The sequence below is a fragment of the Acidicapsa ligni genome, from assembly GCF_025685655.1.
Classification (GTDB): domain Bacteria; phylum Acidobacteriota; class Terriglobia; order Terriglobales; family Acidobacteriaceae; genus Acidicapsa; species Acidicapsa ligni.
In genome coordinates, this window is the sequence record NZ_JAGSYG010000003.1 from 604,132 (window position 1) to 624,142 (window position 20,011).

At 52.8% G+C, this 20,011-nt stretch carries 13 protein-coding genes; 9 read left to right on the forward strand and 4 right to left on the reverse strand.

Translation table 11 applies throughout. The annotated features are described in order from the left end of the window. Positions 1-64 precede the first annotated feature (64 nt). Positions 65-1,330, forward strand: a complete 1,266-nt coding sequence (gene ispG / locus OHL19_RS12935) for a flavodoxin-dependent (E)-4-hydroxy-3-methylbut-2-enyl-diphosphate synthase (protein ID WP_263358113.1) — start codon at positions 65-67, stop codon at positions 1,328-1,330. 44 nt (positions 1,331-1,374) lie between these two features. On the opposite strand, the gene OHL19_RS12940 is transcribed toward ispG, so the two are convergent. Beyond that, the gene (locus OHL19_RS12940; RefSeq protein WP_263358114.1) at positions 1,375-2,319 is read right to left on the reverse strand and encodes a LysR family transcriptional regulator; all 945 of its coding nucleotides are present in this window, start codon (positions 2,317-2,319) and stop codon (positions 1,375-1,377) included. Between the two features lie 219 nt (positions 2,320-2,538). Between OHL19_RS12940 and OHL19_RS12945 the strand changes: the two genes are divergently transcribed. The 4 genes from OHL19_RS12945 (at position 2,539) to OHL19_RS12960 (ending at position 10,517) form a co-directional block, all read left to right on the forward strand. After that, on the forward strand, positions 2,539-3,462 hold the full coding sequence (locus tag OHL19_RS12945) for a YeiH family protein (protein ID WP_263358115.1): 924 nt from the start codon (positions 2,539-2,541) through the stop codon (positions 3,460-3,462). Positions 3,463-3,632: 170 nt separating this feature from the next. Then, positions 3,633-5,705 (forward strand): glycoside hydrolase family 127 protein, encoded by a 2,073-nt coding sequence (locus OHL19_RS12950; protein WP_263358116.1) that lies wholly within the window; start codon positions 3,633-3,635, stop codon positions 5,703-5,705. 365 nt (positions 5,706-6,070) lie between these two features. Further along, a complete protein-coding gene (locus tag OHL19_RS12955) occupies positions 6,071-9,493 on the forward strand; it encodes a S53 family peptidase (RefSeq protein WP_263358117.1) in 3,423 nt (1,140 codons plus the stop codon). Positions 9,494-9,677: 184 nt separating this feature from the next. Then, on the forward strand, positions 9,678-10,517 hold the full coding sequence (locus OHL19_RS12960; protein WP_263358118.1) for an oxidoreductase: 840 nt from the start codon (positions 9,678-9,680) through the stop codon (positions 10,515-10,517). A 53-nt stretch (positions 10,518-10,570) separates the two neighbouring features. Here OHL19_RS12960 and OHL19_RS12965 read toward each other — a convergent pair whose 3' ends face one another. Continuing rightward, positions 10,571-12,169, reverse strand: a complete 1,599-nt coding sequence (locus OHL19_RS12965; RefSeq protein WP_263358119.1) for a DHA2 family efflux MFS transporter permease subunit — start codon at positions 12,167-12,169, stop codon at positions 10,571-10,573. A gap of 33 nt (positions 12,170-12,202) precedes the next feature. On the opposite strand from OHL19_RS12965, the gene OHL19_RS12970 reads away from it, so the two are divergent. Beyond that, positions 12,203-12,655: a MarR family winged helix-turn-helix transcriptional regulator gene (locus OHL19_RS12970; RefSeq protein WP_263358120.1), complete on the forward strand. Its 453-nt coding sequence runs from the start codon at positions 12,203-12,205 to the stop codon at positions 12,653-12,655. 29 nt (positions 12,656-12,684) lie between these two features. Here OHL19_RS12970 and OHL19_RS12975 read toward each other — a convergent pair whose 3' ends face one another. Then, entirely contained in the window at positions 12,685-13,899 is a 1,215-nt protein-coding gene (locus OHL19_RS12975) for a DUF763 domain-containing protein (protein ID WP_263358121.1), read from the reverse strand. Positions 13,900-13,956: 57 nt separating this feature from the next. Here OHL19_RS12975 and dinB point away from each other — a divergent pair, with 57 nt between their 5' ends. From dinB to OHL19_RS12990, 3 genes are all read left to right on the forward strand, one after another. Next, positions 13,957-15,087 (forward strand): DNA polymerase IV, encoded by a 1,131-nt coding sequence (gene dinB, locus OHL19_RS12980; RefSeq protein ID WP_263358122.1) that lies wholly within the window; start codon positions 13,957-13,959, stop codon positions 15,085-15,087. A gap of 416 nt (positions 15,088-15,503) precedes the next feature. Continuing rightward, positions 15,504-15,956 (forward strand): hypothetical protein, encoded by a 453-nt coding sequence (locus OHL19_RS12985; protein ID WP_263358123.1) that lies wholly within the window; start codon positions 15,504-15,506, stop codon positions 15,954-15,956. 273 nt (positions 15,957-16,229) lie between these two features. Next, positions 16,230-17,804 (forward strand): hypothetical protein, encoded by a 1,575-nt coding sequence (locus OHL19_RS12990; RefSeq protein WP_263358124.1) that lies wholly within the window; start codon positions 16,230-16,232, stop codon positions 17,802-17,804. A gap of 82 nt (positions 17,805-17,886) precedes the next feature. Here the strand turns inward: OHL19_RS12990 and OHL19_RS12995 are convergent, their stop codons facing one another. After that, positions 17,887-19,788, reverse strand: coding sequence for a GGDEF domain-containing protein (locus OHL19_RS12995; RefSeq protein ID WP_263358125.1), 1,902 nt, complete (start codon positions 19,786-19,788; stop codon positions 17,887-17,889). Between the last annotated feature and the right edge of the window lie 223 nt (positions 19,789-20,011).

A 20,011-nucleotide genomic window follows, 5' to 3' on the forward strand; every position in this document is an offset into this window, starting at 1 on the left:
CTATATTTCGGGGTGAATGCTGCCGTTCTTTCCTCCAAACCGGGTTGCGAGTAAACTATAAGATATGGCGGATATACAGCGTAGGAAGTCAGTTACAGTCAAGGTCGGCTCAGGTGAAACGAATACGGTCCGCGTGGGCTGGGAGGCGCCGGTCGTTGTCCAGTCGATGACCAACACCGATACGGCGGATGCCGCATCGACGATCGATCAGGTGCAGGCGCTGGCGCTGGCTGGCTCTGAGATCGTTCGCGTAACGGTGAATAACGATGCCGCTGCTGCCGCTGTGCCGCATATTGTCGAGGGGCTGGCAAAGCGCGGAATTCACGTGCCGATTGTGGGCGATTTTCATTACAACGGTCATCAGTTGTTGAAGAAGTTTCCCGACTGCGCTGCTGCGCTTTCGAAGTACCGCATCAATCCCGGCAACGTGTCGATCGGGCGCAAGGACGATGATAATTTTCGCACCATGGTCGAGGTCGCGGTAGAGCATCAGAAGCCGGTGCGCATCGGCGTGAATTGGGGTTCGCTCGATCAGGCGCTGCTAACACGCATGATGGATGTGAATAGCAAAAAATCTAACCCTGAGCCTGCGCGCGACGTGATGATGGAAGCGATGGTTGTAAGCGCGTTGGATAATGCCGCAGCCGCTGAGCGATATGGATTACGACGCGATCAGATCATTCTCTCCGCCAAGGTTAGCGGTGTGCGCGACTTGATCGATGTGTATACGAATCTGGCTGCGCGTTGCGATTACGCATTACATCTCGGACTGACCGAAGCGGGTATGGGAGCCAAGGGCATCGTCGCTTCGGCTGCCGGACTTGCGCCGCTGCTACTGGCCGGCATTGGCGATACGATTCGCGTAAGCCTGACTCCTGCACCGGGCGGCGATCGCAGCGAAGAGGTTCACGTTGCACAGCAGATTTTGCAGTCGCTTTCAATTCGCAGCTTTATGCCGCAGGTGACTAGCTGCCCTGGATGTGGACGCACGACAAGTACTTATTTTCAGGAATTAGCTGAGCAGATTCAGACTTACCTACGCACCTCAATGCCCGTGTGGCGTCAGCAATACCCCGGTGTGGAAGAGTTGAAGCTTGCGGTGATGGGATGCATTGTGAATGGGCCTGGCGAGTCAAAACATGCGAACCTTGGCATCAGCCTGCCGGGAACATTTGAAGACCCGAAGGCTCCTGTATATGTCGATGGCAAGTTATATACGACCCTGCGCGGCGACCACATTGTGCAGGAGTTTCAGCAGATCCTCGATAACTATGTGACCAGCCATTATGGGCAGGGTGATAAGGAACCGGAGTTAGTCGAGGTTCTATAAGTTCTCACCCTGGCAACCAAGAAGCGTCAGTCCAAACGCAAATATCATGTTGCGCGGGCTGCCGCTTTTTGCGGTTTTCCTGTAGGGCGAAGAGCAAGATCCGGGGAGCGCGAAAGAACGAAGCTGCGAAATACACCTGCGCTTCCCATTGGTTCCGGGCCTGTGGGATAGGCTAACGAAAACATTCGCGATAATTGCAGACCGCTTACGCGCGCAAGCCGCAGAGTTCCAAGCGTAAGCTGATTGCGTACGGCCCATCGAGACACGAATGTAATACCGAGTCCGGCCTCTACTGCGCTCAGCAAACCCTCTGTTGAATCGAGCTCCATAGTTGCGCGGATCTCTTTCTTTTTGAGGCCGGCTTTGATCAACGCTGTCTCAACGATGCGACGCGATCCTGAGCCGAACTCGCGCATGAGCAGTGGTGCGTGCCTGAGGTCATCAAGACGAATCTCCGTATCGGCCCACTCATGACTAGCGGGAACGACCAATACCATCTGATCTTCCATGAAAGGCTCGATGCGGAAGTCCTTACGCAGTCCTGGACCTTCGATCATGGCCAGTTGAATTTTGTGCGCTGCAAGCATATCCAGAATTTCATCGGTGTTACCACTCACTGCAGTCACCGCTGTACGCGGACTTTCTTTGAGAAAACCGGCAACCAATGTAGGCAAAATGTACTGGCCGATGGTCTGTGACGCGCCCAATGAGAGCTTTCCGACATTGTCTCCAATGGAGCTGGTGACGGCATCGAAGGCTTCATCGGATAACTCTTTCAACTTATCCGCGTAAGGCAAGAGCGCGCTTCCTGCTGCCGTCAAAGCTATACGGCCGCCGCTGCGATCAAAGAGAGGAACGCCGTATTCATCCTCCAGGGCTTTGATCTGTTGGGTGACGGCGGGCTGGGTAAGAAGAAGCTCTTCAGCTGCACGACTGAAATTCAGATGACGCGCCACTACGCGAAAGACCTTTAATCTGAAATTTTCCATCTTCCCTCTCCTTCAACTATGGCCACGCCATCCACGCAATGCATTGTGATTCTTCCGTACCATTCTACTTTTTGATTGTCGCAGAAGTGTATGAGCAAGCGGTGTAACTTGCAGTGGTACGGCTTCACTTACTGGGTATAAGGGAATGCTATCGGGTATAAGAACTTCCGCTTGGACTCCGCGCAACCATGCGCAGAGACTTAGATGAGAGGAAAGATTATGAACGCGAAGACGATTTTTTTTATTGGAGTGATCTTAAGTGCGAGTGGATTTGTATCGCCTCCAATTGCTTTGCTGGGCGGTATTGCTTTTGGGTTTTCCTTTGTGCATCCTTACTCTCTTGACAGCAAGAATCTCTCTCATTTTTTGCTGCAAGCTGCAGTGGTAGCGCTTGGATTTGGAATGAATCTGCATGAAGTGGTTCATGCGGGGAGATCGGGCTTTCTTTACACGGCAATCAGTATTTCAGTCGCTATGGTATTCGGATGGATGCTGGGACGGCTACTGAAAGTCTCCAGTAAAGCATCGTTTCTGATCACAGTAGGAACGGCTATCTGCGGAGGAAGTGCTATTGCCGCCATCGCACCGATTACGAAACCTGGTGAAGACGAAATGGCGATGTCGCTAGGCACAGTGTTCATCCTTAACTCAGTGGCGCTGTTATTATTTCCGGCAATTGGCGTGGCATTGCATATGAGTCAGACACAGTTTGGATTGTGGTCCGCGCTGGCCATACACGATACCAGCTCTGTAGTTGGCGCGGCTGCAAAGTATGGTGCGCAGGCTTTGCAAATTGGAACTACAGTCAAGCTTGCTCGCGCGTTGTGGATCGTGCCGGTGGCGGCGTTAACTGCGTTGGCTACTAAGAGTGAGGCGCGTGTTAAGTTGCCTTGGTTTATTCTGCTGTTCTGTATTGCGGCTGTGGCAAATACTTATCTACCCATCGGAACTCGGGTGTATCCCATGCTCAGTCATCTAGGTCGCATCGGATTAACTGTTGTGCTCTTTCTGATTGGCAGCGGGCTTTCAAAGGAAACCGTGAAGCGTGTCGGCGTGAGGCCTTTTCTTCAGGGTGTGTTCCTTTGGGCTATTGTTGCAACAGCCTCATTAGTTGCAATTCGTGCAGGATGGATTACGCTTTAACAAAACCATTCTGCGTACTTGGACCATAAGTACGTAAAATGCAAAAGCATCGGCCAATATTTCTCTTAGAAAGACTCTATATTGGCGTGATTCAAATGCTGTGTAAAAAGAAGTGCGCATGAAACGTCGACTTCAGTACGATGAATACAAGCTGTATCTGGGAGTCTCTTTTGTCGCCGATTGCAGAATCACTTTTTAACCGCCGTCGCTTTCTCAATCATCTTGGTATTTTGGGGATAGCTTCATCGTTGTCAATGGGCGACCTTGCTTTCGCTTCAGATATCTCTGGAAGGGTTGGATCGGTTTCGCCATCGACGGCAGCGCCTGCAATCAGGAATCGTGCTCCACTTGCTGCGAGTGCATTTTCGTTGTTGCCTTTGGGCTCGATACAACCACACGGCTGGCTGCTTAATCAGTTGGAGATCCAGGCCAAGGGGCTCACTGGGCATCTCGATGAGACGTGGGCGGATGTTGGGCCTAACAGCGGCTGGCTTGGCGGTACTGGCGAATCATGGGAGCGCGGTCCTTATTATCTTGACGGGCTTGTGCCGCTTGCTTATCTGCTGGATGATGCGCGGCTCAAGACCAAGGCACAGCGATACATCGATTGGGTACTGGAGCATCAGGCTGCGGATGGAATGATCGGCCCTGTATCGAATAATGATTGGTGGCCGCGCTTCGTGATGCTTAAGGTGTTGACTCAGTATGCCGAGCTTACGAACGATCCGCGCGTTGTTCCAGTGATGGACAAATACTTCCGCTATCAGTTGCAGGAATTGCCTAAACGTCCGTTGATCGACTGGGGGAAATTTCGTTGGCAGGATGCAGTTCTCAGCGTGATCTGGCTATATAACCGGACAGGATCGGCATATCTACTGGATCTCGCACGGATGCTGCATCAGCAAGGCTTCGATTGGGAAGGCCAGTATGCTGATTTCAAATATACGAAGCGCATTACGGCGCAGTACATCAAGCTTGGAGAAGGCGAAGGGCTCAAGGATCTGGCGCTTTCAACACACGGTGTAAATAACGGTCAGGCGATCAAGACCGGACCGGTATGGTCTCTTGTTTCCGGATCTAAGACCGATCGCGCTGCCGTGCTACAGATGATTTCGGAACTGAATAAGTACCACGGATTGCCGAATGGAATGTTCTCTTGCGATGAGCATCTGGCGGGGCTCGATCCATCGCAGGGCTCTGAGCTTTGCACTGTTGTTGAATATATGTTCTCGCTGGAGCAATCGCTTGCTATTCTAGGCGATCCTGTACTTGGCGACATGCTGGAGAGACTTGCATTTAATGCGCTGCCAGGCACACTGACAGATGATATGTGGGCTCATCAATATAACCAGGAGCCGAATCAGGTTGAGTGTAGCCTGCATCAAAAGCCGTGGACAACGGATGGTCCTGAGTCAAACCTGTTTGGGTTAGAGCCTAACTTTGGATGCTGCACGGCCAACTATCACCAGGGATGGCCGAAGTTTGCCAACAGCCTCTTCATGCTTTCAGGTGCGGGAGATGACACATCTCAGGATGGGCTTGTAGCTGCGGTCTATGCGCCGTGCGAGGTTCATACAATTCTGCGCGGCATACCTGTTCATGTTGTTGAAGAGACGGAGTACCCGTTTCGCGAAACAGTGCATTTCACGATCACTCCTGCTGCTCCGCTGAACTTTCCATTGCAGCTTCGCATTCCTGCATGGGCTGCCGGGACAACCATCCTGGTAAACGGCGAGCACGCATTGAAGCCGGAGGCAGGATCGTTTGCACGCATTGAACGTACGTGGAAGCCTGGTGATCGGGTTACGATTACGTTTCCGATGAGCCCGCGTGTTTCGCGCTGGTTCAATAATTCCGTTGCTGTAGAGCGAGGACCTTTGGTCTTTTCGTATGGAATTGGAGAGAGTTGGGTGAAGCTTCGCGATCGCGGCATGACTGCGGATTGGCAGGTATTTCCAACCACACAATGGAATTATGCATTGAGCATCCAAATCGACAAGCTAGATAAGAGCATTGTTGTGTCTGAATCCGCGGTGATCGAAGGCCCATTCACTGCGCGCAATGTTCCTGTGCAACTCAAAGTGAAGGCACGAAAGCTAACGGAGTGGCGTGCTGAAGATGGTGCAGCCAACGTATTGCCGATCAGTCCGGTTATAAGTGACCAGCCTGAGGAGACGATCACACTGATTCCGTATGCGGCTGCAAAGCTGCGCATTACTGCTTTTCCCCATTGCGGAAACTAAGAAGATGCCTGCATTTGTATCTTGTTTTATAACTCTTTAGTTCTTCGTTGATCACAATAGATACATTCGATAAAATGATGCTCCTCTCGATTTGATGGCGATCTTCTCGTCGAGAGGAGCGCTGCAATTTTCGGCACATCCTTATTATTTCCAGATGAAAATACATTCGATGGTGCGCGATTTGCAAAATGATGGTATCGTTCCCACGAACTGGATTGTTACGAAATTATCGATCTCTTTTCGGAAAAAGACCGTGACGAGATCGTCGTGGCAAACCAGGTTCGACTCAATCGAATTGAAATAAATTCAGCTAAGAGGAGAGGCCCCCACTCATGCTTAGACTTGCAAGGAACTTACGCATAGTCATGCTCGCAATTACCGTCGTAGTGCTGCTTGGATCCGTGTTCCCCGCTGATGCGCAAAGAACACCACTGCAAGCATCTCAGGTCGCCCCCGCGAGTGCTCACATGCTCAGCCGTGTCCCTGAATCTCAGACTTTGCGGCTCAATCTCTCGCTTCCTTTGCGCAACCAGCAACAACTCAAAGCATTGCTGCAGCAGATACAAACTCCTGGCAGCCCCCAGTATCGCAAGTACCTGACGGTGCAGGAATTCACGGCTCAATTTGGACCGTCTGCAACCGACTATGCCAAAGTCCTCAGCTTTGCAAAAGCTCATCGATTGAACGTGGTTCGAACTTTTTCCAATCGTCTGGTTGTCAACGTCAGCGGATCCGCATCCGATATCGGCGAGGCCTTCCATGTGAATATGCAACGCTATCAGCATCCGACAGAAAATCGCGTTTTCTATGCTCCGGATGTGGAGCCGACAATCGATACGGGAGTTCCGATTCTAACTGTAGATGGTCTTACGGATCTGAATCTGCCGCACCCAATGTTGAAGCATGCTGAAGCAGATACGGTGCATAGCGATCAGACTGGTTCTGGCCAGGGAGGTCAGTTTCTCGGCAGCGATATGCGCGCTGCTTATGCCCCTGGAGTCAAGCTTGACGGGGCCGGCCAGACGGTAGGACTGGTCGAACTCGGACCCTATAATCTAAGCGATGTACAGCTGTACTTTAGTACCGTGAATCAACCATTGAACGTGCCCATCTACAACGTATTGCTCGACGTTGATGGAGTTTGTTCCGGCATCCCGGCAAGCGGCGGATGCGATGACGGAGAAGAGGTCATCGATATCGAACAGGCTATCTCCATGGCGCCTAATCTCTCCGGCCTGATTGTCTATGAGGCTTACGGATCAGGCAGCGACGCGCTGACCGCATTTGCGCAGGCTGCGAGCGATAACGTTGCCAAGCAGCTTAGTTTGTCCTTTGGATTTGGTGGCACTCCGAGCACTGAACCTGGGTATGAGCAGGTCTTCATGGAGCTGGCAGCCCAGGGGCAAAACCTATTCATTGCTTCTGGTGACTCAGGCGCAAACGTTGGTGGTGTAGGCTACCCAGGCAATAGTCCTAACGTTACTGACGTAGGCGGCACGGATCTAACAACAGCGACTGCCGGTGGTCCGTGGCAATCCGAAACAGCGTGGGTCGGCAGCGGTGGCGGATGGAGCACGCAGTCTCCTATTCCTACATATCAAGTACCTGTAATCAACAGCACGAACCAGGGATCGACATCGTTTCGAAACATTCCAGACATCTCAATGGAAGCCAACACGGATAACTTCTTCTGCGCCAATGGGCAATGTTCGGGAGGTATTGGAGGCACGAGCCTCGCGGCACCACGCTGGGCGGGATTTTTATCCCTGGTGAACGAGCAAGCCAATGGTGTTCCAGTTCCCTTTCTCAACACCACTTTTTATCCTCTCGGCCAGACGTCGAGTTACGACATGGACTTTCATGACATAACTCAAGGCAATGACTTCAATAGCGATAGTCCTAACCTGTTTACGGCTTCGGTTGGTTACGATCTGACATCGGGATGGGGCTCGCCAAATGGTCAGGCGATGATCGACACGCTCGCACCCGTCAGTGCAACCAGCGCTAATTTTTCGTTGACTGCATCCAAGTTGACTCTGGAACTTACACCCGGAGCCACGGGCACAAGCACAATCAACGTTATGCCAATGAACGGTTTTGACGGCGCGGTAGATCTATCGGTAAATGCAATCGGAATGCCCGCCGGTGTGACTGCTACTTTGAGCCAAAGCGCGATCACCGGTCCTGGTTCAGCTACGCTGACTGTCTCAACCACGGGCGCTACTCCTGGTGGCAACTCCGTTGTCGCTGTTACTGGCGTCAGTGGAGGCATAAGCCATACGGTGTATGTCCAGTTGGCACTGCCCGACTTCAGTTTTGCTGTCACACCGACAGTTATCTATCTCAACCAGGGAGCGACAGCCACAGGCAGCGTCAGCGTAACACCTCTGAACGGTTTCCCAGGCAAGGTTTCATTGTCATCGCAGGAGGCTCTACCTGCGGGTGTCAGCGCAACATTCAGGCCTACCGCTACCAACACCAGCAGTAAGCTGATCTTGAGCGCGAACAGGTCCGCTACGACCGGAATAGGAAATCTGCTGTCAGTAAGTGGGACATCAGGAAACATACAACACACTGTGTCTTCCGTTCAATTTTCAGTAAGTGCTGCGTTAGGAGATTGCGGTGCCGGTATTCCTGTGAATCTATCGTCGGCATATAACTTGAATGGTCTATACACGGATGGAACGGCCTTCACGAACGGCGGTCTGGATGGGGATGGATTTGCTTTCTCTTCAAACATATTGACTGAGTCGAGAGTGTTGAGCGATGTGCTCTTCCGCTTCGGTCCGGCCAATGCAGCCAACGCCATCTTTGGCGCGGGCCAGACGATTAAGCTTCCTTCAGGCAACTTCTCATCGCTGCAACTGTTGGCTACCGGCATCAACGGCAACCAGTCCAATCAGATCATAACTGTGACTTATTCGGACGGTACCACTTCCAAATTCGCGCAGAGCTTCAGCGATTGGTTCTCGCCCTCTGAAAACCCAAGTGAGCAAGAAGCAGTCGCCATGCCCTACCGCGATTCAGCAACGGGCACGACAGACCAAAGACCGTTCAACCTGTATGGATATACTCTCGTTCTCAATCGTGACAAGCGTGTCACGAGTATTACTCTTCCAAACAATCGGAACGTAGTGATTCTCGCTGCAACGCTTACAGAGCAGGCCCTGGGAACGCAGGTCAATCTAGCCTCCGCCTATAACGCGGCGGGTATCTACACCGACGGCACTACCTTTGCTGCAGATGGTGGTATTGACGGGGGTGGAGCTGCTTATTCGGCGAATCTATTAGGCAATCAATCCGGCCCATCCAATCTTGTTGTCAACACTCAGAACTTCAATCTGGCAGCACCCAATGTCTCCAATGTGGTTTTCGGCACAGGGCTGCCTATTTCCTTGCCGCAGGGCCATTTCACCACTCTTCACATACTTGGAACAGGGGTCCAGGGCAACCAGACGGATCAGTCTGTGATTGTGACGTACACCGATGGAACCAAGGCTACTTTCACGCAGAGCTTCAGCGATTGGTTCAGTCCACAGGGCTATCCAGGTGAGGCGAAGGCGATGAAAATGCCTTATCGAGACCTGAACGATGGAAGCCAGAATGCCCAAACCTTTAACCTGTACGAATACACATTCACCATCAACCCATTCAAGACTGTTAAGTCTCTGACACTTCCAAACAATCGATTTGTAATTGCAGCATCCGTGACCTTGTCTCTCGACTTGCTTCAGGATGTCGAAGGGCTACTCTGCCAGGGCCACAGCGTATTACCCATACGGAAGTAAAGAGTCAGGCAGTCGCACGAACATTGACTCTTGAATAGATTCAACGGCCCATCCGCAAAGGATGGGCCTCTTTTTGCCTCATCTTTTTATGCCTAAGAGTGTGTTGAATCTTCAGGCGAAAACGCGTATCCATAGATAGGTACGGATGAACTTCCAATTTATTTATTCATGAAGGGACAGGATTATGGCAGACAAATTGATTTTTATTACCGGGGTTAGTTCCGGACTTGGCGAGGCCCTGGCAACCGAAGCTCTGACACAGGGATGGCGAGTAGTTGGCACAGTGCGCAGCGAAGAGGCGCGGAAGAGCTTTGAAGCCAAGGCTGCCGGTCGGGCATTTGGTCGTGTGCTTGATGTAACCGACATTGCTGCGATTCCTAAAGTGACTGCTGAGATCGAAGAGACGATCGGCGCTATTGATGTTCTAGTGAACAATGCTGGATACGGAATGGAGGGACCTGTCGAGGAGTCTTCGCTCGATGAGATTCGCCGTCAGTTCGAGGTGAATGTTTTTGGTGCTGTGGCTGTAACGCAGGCGGTGCTGCCGTTTATGCGGAAGCGCCGCTCTGGCCGCATTCTCAACATCACATCGATGGGTGGGCTCGTGACGTTTCCGGGAGTAGGCATCTATAACGGGAGCAAATTTGCATTGGAGGGTATTTCCGAGGCTCTTGGAAAAGAAGTGAAAGAGTTCGGCATTTTTGTGACAGCGGTCGAACCGGGCATGTTTCGTACGGACTGGGCAGGACGCTCGATGACGCGCGCACCGCGTTCGATCTCCGATTACGACCAGATATTCGAACCACAGCGCGAAATGCGACAGCAGCGCAGCGGCAAACAAAACGGAGATCCGGCGAAGGCTGCTAAAGCCATGCTGACGATCATTGCGTACCCCAATCCTCCTGCACATCTCCTGCTCGGGCCGGACGCTGTGAAGTTCGTTATCGACAAGCTCGATGCACTTAAAGCTGAGATCGAAGCGTGGCGCGACCTATCGATCTCTACTAATTTCGACACGGTTTAAGGAACAGATCTGTATCCCATGACGCTATTGAAGTCCACACCTGAAGCAATGCTCTAATGCCCTACCGCTTCAGGTGCCGGCTTCTCGCGCTTCTTTGGCAGGCGCATGAGGAAAGGCAACGGAACGAGGAAGAAGAGCAGCGCTGATAGCAGGACGAAAGCGTTCTTATAGCTGAGCATCGTGGCCTGAAGCTGCATCTGAAGATAAGCCTGCCCCATCGCCGTTTGTGCTGCCTGTGCGACGGACATTCCGCGCCCGACTAGTAGTGTCTGCATACGGGTAATGTAGATGTTATATGCGACACTGCCGCGAACAACATTCGAACCGAGGACCTGTTGATGCGTCTGCGATGTGCGGGCGATGAAGGTGGTAAGCAACGCTGTGCCTGCACTGCCGCCGATGTTACGGGCGAAGTTAGACAGGCTGGATATCTGGTTACTCTTCTCCGCAGGCACGCCGACATAGTTAAGCGTGCTGATCGGGATGAAGATAAAAGGGAGCGCCATCATCTGAAAAATGCGCCAGAGTGTGGCGGTTCCGTAGGATGTAGTCAGGTCGAGCCGGGTGAGGTTGTAGACTCCTACCGCGGTACAAAAGTAGCCAAAAGCTGCCATTGCACGAGCGTCGACCTTGCCCAGAGTCTTGCCTGCAATCATCATCATGATGATGAGCACAAAGCCTGCCGGAGACAGCACCATGCCGGCGCGTTCTGCCGTATAGCCGAGCAGGGATTGCAGGTATTGAGGAATGAGCACGGTAGAGCCAAATAACACCATGCCGAGAACGAGTTGGAGAAAGACGGCTGTACCAAAGTTACGATTCTTGAGCAGCTTTATATCGACGATTGGGTCGGGGTGCTTCCACTCCCAATAGACGAACCAGATAAGCAGAACAATGGCAGCGGTGAATGAGACGCGAATGCCGGTGTCGCTGAACCAATCCTTCTCCTGCCCTTTGTCCAGGGTGAATTCAAGCAGGCCAACGCCGAGAGCGACTAATCCAAGGCCCATGAAGTCGATTTTGAGATGCTTTGAAGCTTCTTTCCGAGCGACGAGATGTGGTGGGTCTTCGACCATCCTATTTGAGAGAAAGAGTGAGAGTAGACCAACGGGCAGATTGATGAAGAATATCCAATGCCAGTTGAAGTTATCCGTGATCCAGCCGCCAAGCGTGGGCCCGATAGCGGGCGCAAAGACCACAGCCATACCGTAAACAGCGAATGCCTGACCGCGTTTCTCGATGGGGAAGGTGTCGGCCAGGATCGCCTGTTCGCTGGGTGCGAGGCCGCCGCCGCCGAGCCCTTGCAGAACACGGGCGAGGATGAGAAAGGGCAACGTTGGCGCAAGGCCGCAAAGCAAAGAGCAAACGGTGAACATAACCACGCAGGTCATGTAGAAGCGCTTGCGGCCGAAACGGTTGGAGAGCCAGCCTGAAATCGGCAGAATGATCGCACTGGCCACGAGGTAGCTGGTCAGTACCCAGGTCGCCTCGTCCTGGCTGGCGCCGAGCGAACCGGCAATATGAGGCAGCGCAACGTTAGCGATAGATGTATCGAGCACCTCCATAAACGTAGCCAGGGTGACAGTAAGGGCGACCGCCCAGGGATTGTGCTTTGGCTTCCATTGCGGAAGCGAATATGCTTGAGTCGCCATATCAGTATGCTGATATCATATCAGGAGACTGATATGGCTAGACGAACGCCCAATGAATTAGAGGAAAGCCGGCGACACGCGGCGAAACTGATGAAGCGCATCATGGCGCAGCTACGCGCCTCGATGGATGAGAGATTGCGTCCCTATGGGGTCACGACTGCGCAGATCAGGCTGCTATTTGCCATCCACACTGCCCCCGGCAGTTCCGGGGCACAACTGTCCCGGCAGTGCGAGGTAACACCGCAATCGGCGCAGGTGCTTATCCAGCGCGCTGAAGAAGCCGGTTGGATTGTGCGAGGTAAAGACAGCATCAATGATCGTATTGTGACTGCTTCGCTGACGCCTGCCGGAGAAGAACTATTGAAAATTGCCGATGGCCTCATGAGAAGCATCGAAGCGAAACTGTGGCAGAAGATTCCGCCGTCGGAGATCAATTGTGTTATCGAGGTGCTGGAGAAGTGCCTGCTTAATGTCAGCCACGAATAATAGCGTCGCTTCCCTTCTTTGTCTTATGACTAAAAGAGTGATTGCTGCCCTGTCTTCTTCGCTTTTTTATTTTCACGGCGATCGTCGAAAACGGTTCTGCCGCCTACAGACTTTGAGATATGGCGCTCATGCGTCAAGGCTGCGTTGAAGTCTGCAAGCGGTTGTCGCTCTTCTTCGACTGTTCGTGTCAGGCGATCAAGGCGCTTGAAGCCGTCTACTTTTTCCGCATGTCCTAATCGGGCGGCTTCTAAAGAACGTCGCAATATCGCCAATGACTCATCATATGTTTTTAGAGGCACCGGGAATGGGTGCCCATCTTTGCCTCCGAGTGCGAAGGAAAAGCGAGCTGGATCGGAGAATCGACTTGACGCTCCATGTACAACCTCGGCGATCAATGCGAGGGATTGCAGCGTCCGCGGCCCTAATCCCTCTACGAGCAGGAGCGAAGCAAAGTCGCGCAATTCCTGTTCATGCGCGACGGCGAGGACTGCCCCCAGTCGCTTCAGGTCAATGTCTTTTGCCTGAACGTCGTGATGCGCGGGCATTATCAGTTTGCGTGCATCGTTCAAAGACTTCTCGATCGGTTCCTTCGCAATGGCGAGGAGAGCGCCTTGAGCCTTCGCGGCGCGCGCGTCAACTAAATTCAGAATCGTACCTTGAGGCCTACCTAGAATCGCCGTATGCGGATCGGATACAAAGCTTCGGACGGCTGCGGAGTGCCAATGATACCGGCGGGCCAGATGGTTCTCAGGATTCATTCCCTGCTGCACCACTGTCCACTCGCCGGAGCCGGTGATAACGAATGAATGAAGATATAGCTGAAAGCCATCGGCCACGGCATTGTTGTCGATGCGTGCAGTAAGCCTGCTGGTGCGTGCGAGCGCTTCACCATCCAGACCAATCTTCATAGAAAATGCACGCAACTCGTCGGGAGTACGGACGGAATGACGACCTCGGCCTCCACATACTGCAAGACCCAGTTCGGCAAAGCGTGGATTCAGGCCACGCTTCAACGCTCCCATGACCGATGTCGTGATGCCCGAGGAGTGCCAGTCCATGCCCATCACGCAGCCGAAGGCCTGGAACCAGAAGGGATCACTTAGCCGAGTCAAAAATTCGCCGGTGCCGTATTCAAGAATGATGTGCTCGGCAATCGCTGTGCAGAGTTCAGTCATACGGTTCGCGAGCCAGGGCGGCACTCGCCCACCGTGTAGTGGAAGATCGGCGGTCCCGGATCGTTTCATACGCATTTCCGATTCATACTTGTTATTTTCGCCCTATCTTCGCTTACAATCAAGTGCATGGAAGACGCAACGCGACTCCATCCCGAAGCCGATCCTCCTCGCGAGGCTATGCTTCGCAAGATCGTTCATGTGGACATGGACGCGTTTTATGCATCGGTTGAACAGCGCGATGATCCGACGCTTCGCGGTAAACCGGTTGTCGTGGCGTGGCGTGGAAACCGCTCTGTCGTCTGCGCCGCTTCATATGAAGCAAGGCGCTTCGGGGTCCGTTCTGCGATGCCTGCGATCACTGCCGAACGCTTGTGTCCCGAGGCGATCTTTCTTCCTCCCGATTTCACGCGATATAAGGCTGTGTCACGCGCAGTCCGAGAAATCTTCCAGCGTCATACGGACCTCATTGAGCCTCTCTCGTTGGACGAAGCATATCTGGATGTAACGGAAAACAAAACCGATCTGCCTACCGCAACCAAAGTTGCGAAGACGATTCGCGGGCAAATTCGCGAAGAGCTTTTTCTTACGGCATCGGCGGGCGTCGCGCCGAACAAATTTCTAGCGAAGATCGCCTCCGATTGGCGAAAGCCTGACGGACTTTTTGTCATTCAGCCTGGAGATCTGGATACGTTTCTTCCGCCACTGCCGGTCGGACGAATTCCTGGTGTGGGTAAAGTGACGGAGACACGGCTCAAACAGATCGGTATTCAGACCGTTGGCGACTTGCGGGCTTTTGACCTGAAGGCTCTTGAAGCGCAATTTGGCCGCTATGGATTACGCCTGTATGAACTCGCTCGCGGGATAGATCATAGCCGGGTCATACCCGACCGGCCGACCAAATCTATTTCTGCAGAAGATACGTTCCAGCGAGATATTCCGCTATCGGAGACGGAAGAACTTATCCGGCATCTCGCAGAAAAAGTCTGGTCCGCCTCGCGCAAAGAATCGCGAATGGCAAGGACGGTAATTCTCAAGTTGAAGACCAGCGAATTTAACATCCTCACCCGCAGTTACACACCGGTTGTTCCCCCGGTTTCATGCGAAGAGTTAACCATGATCGCGCTTTCTCTCCGAGAGCGAATTGACCTTGGACCGGCGCAGCGCTTTCGCCTGGTTGGTGTTGGCTTGAGTAACTTCCGCGAGGCAAAAGACTCACCATCGCCCTTGTTTGAAGAGAGCATTCTGGGCGTGGCATAAGATACGGCGAATGCAATTCTCCGCGCCAAGCGAGTGTTCAAGGGCAACTACTTCCTCGTTCTAAAAAATATCGTTATAAAGTAACTGTTTCCTTCAATACGTTGGAAGCAGCTGGTATGGTTGGCTTAGTACTGCTGCTTCTTCCACAACCAACCAATGCATACCGTATCTTCCGATCGACACTATTTATGCACTCAAGGGAGCTGTTGGCCTAGGCTTAAGCTCTATGCATGGATGATAGAATTCAACTCATCTTCAGTACCAAATACCTGCCGTAAACATTGGCGAAAACGTACACAAATCCAAATTTGCAATTGAACAGGCATTTTGAAAAATCGCCTGATTAATCAACAAATTGTTTTTATCACCCCGGCATCGAGTCGCCTTACTTCACGCTCGATCCTATGGAGGAGCTTATGCCGATTGTCAAAAAGAATTGTGAATACTGCGCACCTCATCATCCCAAGCCTCCAGTCCACGGTCGTCCTCACGACTGGGAGATGCACCCGTCGTGGATTGCCGGCATGGAAGCCTTGAATGCCTACAGCGATTGGGTGAGCTCATTCGTGTTGCCCATCGCCTTCCAGTGGATTGAGGAGCACAAGCCGGAGGTTTATGCTTCTGTGCCGGAGGATCTTAAGGACGACGTCGGCGTGGTCATTGCTGCCGCCTTCAGGTTGATTAAAGAGCTTCCAGTGTACAAAAATGGAGTGGAAAAGAGCGCAGCTTACGAAGCGGACGTGGCCAGTGGGACTTACGATTCATCGAAGACCAATCCGGTATGGACAGGTATTGTGAAAAAGGTCCGAACCGGCACGGAGGAAGCATTCGCAGAGCAAGCGCCGCTTATTGGTGACACACAAGAGTAAGGCTGGCACGCGGACCGCTATCTGCGGCTCATCCATAGCTCGGGCTCTATCACAAGGCCAGAGATGCTGTATCCGGAAACCATATCTTAGGTTGCCATGATCTTAGGGAGCCATGACTTTAGGCAACCCTGACTTTGGGCAACCGACCGGGCACAGCTTCTCTGGTTTTGTCGTTGTGGCCTGAATGCAGCGAGACGCTGGTCTATTTCCTCGGATCGCAGGACTTAAACTAAGTAACCTGCAGCCTGCGCAGTTTCCCTTCGCGGAGATCAATTGTCCTCTGAGCTTAAGCCTGCATTGAGAAACGATGACTATGCTCCCTTGGTTCCGAGGCCGTCCGATTGGAAGTGGGCGATCTGGTACTACATCCTCGTCGCGTTTGGATGTGTGGTCTATCTATACTTCAATCTTTTTGCATCTCATGGTGTGCCGATTCTCCAGAGCGGCGACCAGGTGTATTTCTGGATGGGTGCGCAACAACTTCTCAATGGACAAGTCATTTATCGAGATTTTTTTCAGTACACTCCTCCGGGCACGGATTTAATATTCGCTGCGTTTTTCAGATTTTTGGGCATCACCATTGGGGCGACGAACATCGTCGTGATGGTCTTCGGGGTGATCTTCGGCTGCGTTTGCTTTTCCATCTCACGTAAATTGATGAAGCCCGAACTGGCCGCTCTGACCACAGGCCTGTTCATGGTACTCATTTACGGCAAAGTCCTGACTGCTACCAATCATTGGTTTGCAGCTATATTCGTTCTGCTCGCTGTGCGCGTCAGCATGGAGCGGGCAAATACGGAACGAATTGCGGCATCTGGAGCGCTCCTGGCGCTGGCTGCCTTCTTCAATCAGGCGCATGGAGGAGCGGCTTTAATTGGATTTTCCGCCTTCTTGTTGTGCCGGAATGTACGTGCTCGACAGACAGCGGCTGAGACCATCAAGCTGGTTGCTCTTCTTCTTATGTCCTTCACGCTGATGCTGCTTTTGCTGAATGCGTACTATATCGTCACGGTTGGAATCGAGAGACTCTGGTACTGTCTCGTTCTATATGTGTTCAAGTATCTGACGCACTACACTCCGCCGGCACTTGGCTTACCTACCCTCGCATTGACGACACGAGCTATCCCTGGGTTGGCGCCTTATCTAGCCGTCTATATCCTCGTGCCGATTGTCTATGGCATTGCACTATGGCAGTGCTGGCGTTCGCGCAAGAGGGACTCTTTCCCCTGGAACCAGGTTGCTCTTCTTGCCCTGGTCGGCTCTTCTCTGCTCCTGGAAGTGGCGGTGAGCATTACCTGGCTGCGCCTCTTCGCGGTGTCTCTGCCTGCGGTTGTACTTGCGATTTGGGCTATCGGCGCCTTGCCTGCTCTTCGCAGGCCTATGGTTGTCGCCCTCTGGATTGCGCTAAGCGTTGTAGCCATTCGACAGATCGCCGTTAAGCGTGCATTTAACAGTGTTCAAATCGAGTTGCCGGGCGGACGGTGCACAACAACCACCGAGGCCTACGGGAAGCTGCACTGGCTTGCGGAACATACGCACCGTGGAGATTTCTTGTTTCAGGCGGGATGGCCAGGGGTTTACATACCGCTTCAGTTACGAAACCCCATCTACATGCCGACACTAGCGCGCTGGGACACTCTTCGCAGCCAGGACATCGCGTCGTCTATACAGCAAATACAAGCCAAACGGGTGCGGTATGTGCTCTGGAAACAAACCCTGGATGAAGGATGCGAATTCAGCGCCTGCCAGGATCAACTCTCTCCTTTTCGCGCCTATTTGAAGTCTTCTTATACTCTCGTTCAGGTCTTCGCAGACGGAGACACGGTATGGGAGAAATTGGACGATTGAACTGCACTTTGCCTGAGCGTCCGAATTCAGCGGGCCGGCACTCTGCGCCAATTGCGATGCGGTTTACGCGGTGGACGCAAATCTAGAAATTGCAAATCGAGGCATCCATTTCGGCTTCGGCAGAGATGACGCAATTACGTCCACAGCTCTTGGCCCGATAAAGCGCGGCATCGACAGCCCGGATTATAGCCTCAGCCTCATGATGTGTCCGAAGAACCGAGGCTACACCAAAGCTTGCGGTTACCTGCAGCAATGTCTCGCCATCCTGAATACGCGCCGATTGCACGGCGACTCGCAGTTGTTCGCCACGGATAAGCGCGCTTTCCATTCCGCAATTTGGCAGGATCAGTAGAAATTCCTCGCCACCGTAGCGGCCTACGCAATCATAGGGACGCAGGCTACGCGAAAGAACGGTGCCGATCTCTTTCAACACGATGTCACCTGCCAGATGGCCATAGCTATCGTTGACCTTCTTGAAATGGTCGACATCGGCCAGGATCACGCTCATTGGCGTCCCATCGCGACGCGAGCGGATCATTTCCTGGCTCAATCGCTCGACAATCACGCGGTGGTTCCATAGTCCGGTCAAACCATCGTGCTCGGCATGGTGCCGCATCCGGTTGCTTTCGTGCAGCAGTTCCATCTTCTCCAGTTCCAGCGCATCCTGGCGGTGCTGATCTTCGCGAACACTGTGATAGACCGCGTAAACAATTGCAACAAGCAGGAGTGCTCCGGCGAGTGTCCTTAGAGAGATTCCATTGCCATCGAGGGAAAAAAGAGGCGAGTCGATCTTGTCCGCGATGGCCCAACCGGTGAACTGGCGGCCTTGTTTGACTGTGTAGCTGAAGACGAGCAACATATCGTCGAGGAAGGCCAGGATGGCTACCAGCCAGCGAGCAGAATCAAACTGCTTGCGCTGGAAAAGTGCATAACCCACCAGAACCAGAGGGAAAAGTTCAAAGAGGAAAGAGAAGATCGCCAACACAGCATCGGAGATCTGCGCAAGACTAGTCCACTGCGGATTCCCACTCAAGGCAATCAGCACTCCATCCAATACCTCGCTGACGATGTAGATGTAAGCGAAGATCCGCGTAATGCGGCAAATGACGCGGTTCTCATGGAGGGAAAGAAGCCAGAGGAGGAGAAACCAGAGCGATATATCCTGCATGCCGCTCAGTGGCTCTGCAGCTCCCATAGCCAGAGAGTAGGGCAAGCCCAGGTGAGCATTCACCAACAGCAGGATGGCTGGCTGCGCTACGGCAAAGCCTGCTGTCCAAAACAAGACCCACCGGTCGGAAGCTCGCAGCCAGAGAAGAAAACTCAGGAAGGCGATCACGGCGCAGAGAAGATTGGCGCCAAAATGGAGCTGTCGGCTACGCAGCCACTGAAATTCATACGCAGCCTTGACAGTGGCTATGGCTTCGGGACTCCCGATCAAAGGGGCTGTATCAAACCCGCCAAACTCACCAGAATCGTCGGAGAGCAAGGGTGCCTTCCAAACGCGCACCGCCAGAACACCGTGCTGCACCTGGCCAAGTTCAAAGGTCTGCATCGGCTGCGAAATGTACCAGACAGGGCTGGGTGGCAGCTTGCCGTTATGCCCGATGAGTGAACCATTCCAATAGATTTCATACGGATCACGAATCTTCGGCACCAGTAGTGAGAACTCCTGAGGTACTCCGGGAGCTTGGGTGAGCGCGATAGAGCACCGGTACCAGGCAAACCCTGTCAGGTTGGCATGCCCCTGCTTGCCCCACGGCTGATCTGCGCTAAGCTTCTCCCAGCCAGAGCTGTCAAAGGTGGGATTTGCCCATGTGGGATCATCTCCAGTATGGAATTGCCATGGGCCGCTGAGTGCGAAAGTTCCCTTGCCGAGCGCCTCAATCATGAGAGGAGCAGCCGTCGCGTTCTTCCTGCTTGTTTGCTTCGCGTGTACCCAATGGGTGGCGAAGGCAAGCAGAATTATGGCAACGGTTCGGTGCAAGGCAAAATAGCCGGAAGGCATACTATGTAGCATACAAATTTAAATTCAGCTTTGCGCAGAAATTTTGGATTTGTTCACATCCCTAACACATGCGAACTCTACGGCAGCAGGAAGATACCTCCGCTTCTATAGAAAAAGCGCAACTTGCACTTCTAGAAGCTAGTTACTTCTATAGATTTGAACCGTACTTAAAGTTGAACAGTAGCAGACCCGCGGGAGAGAA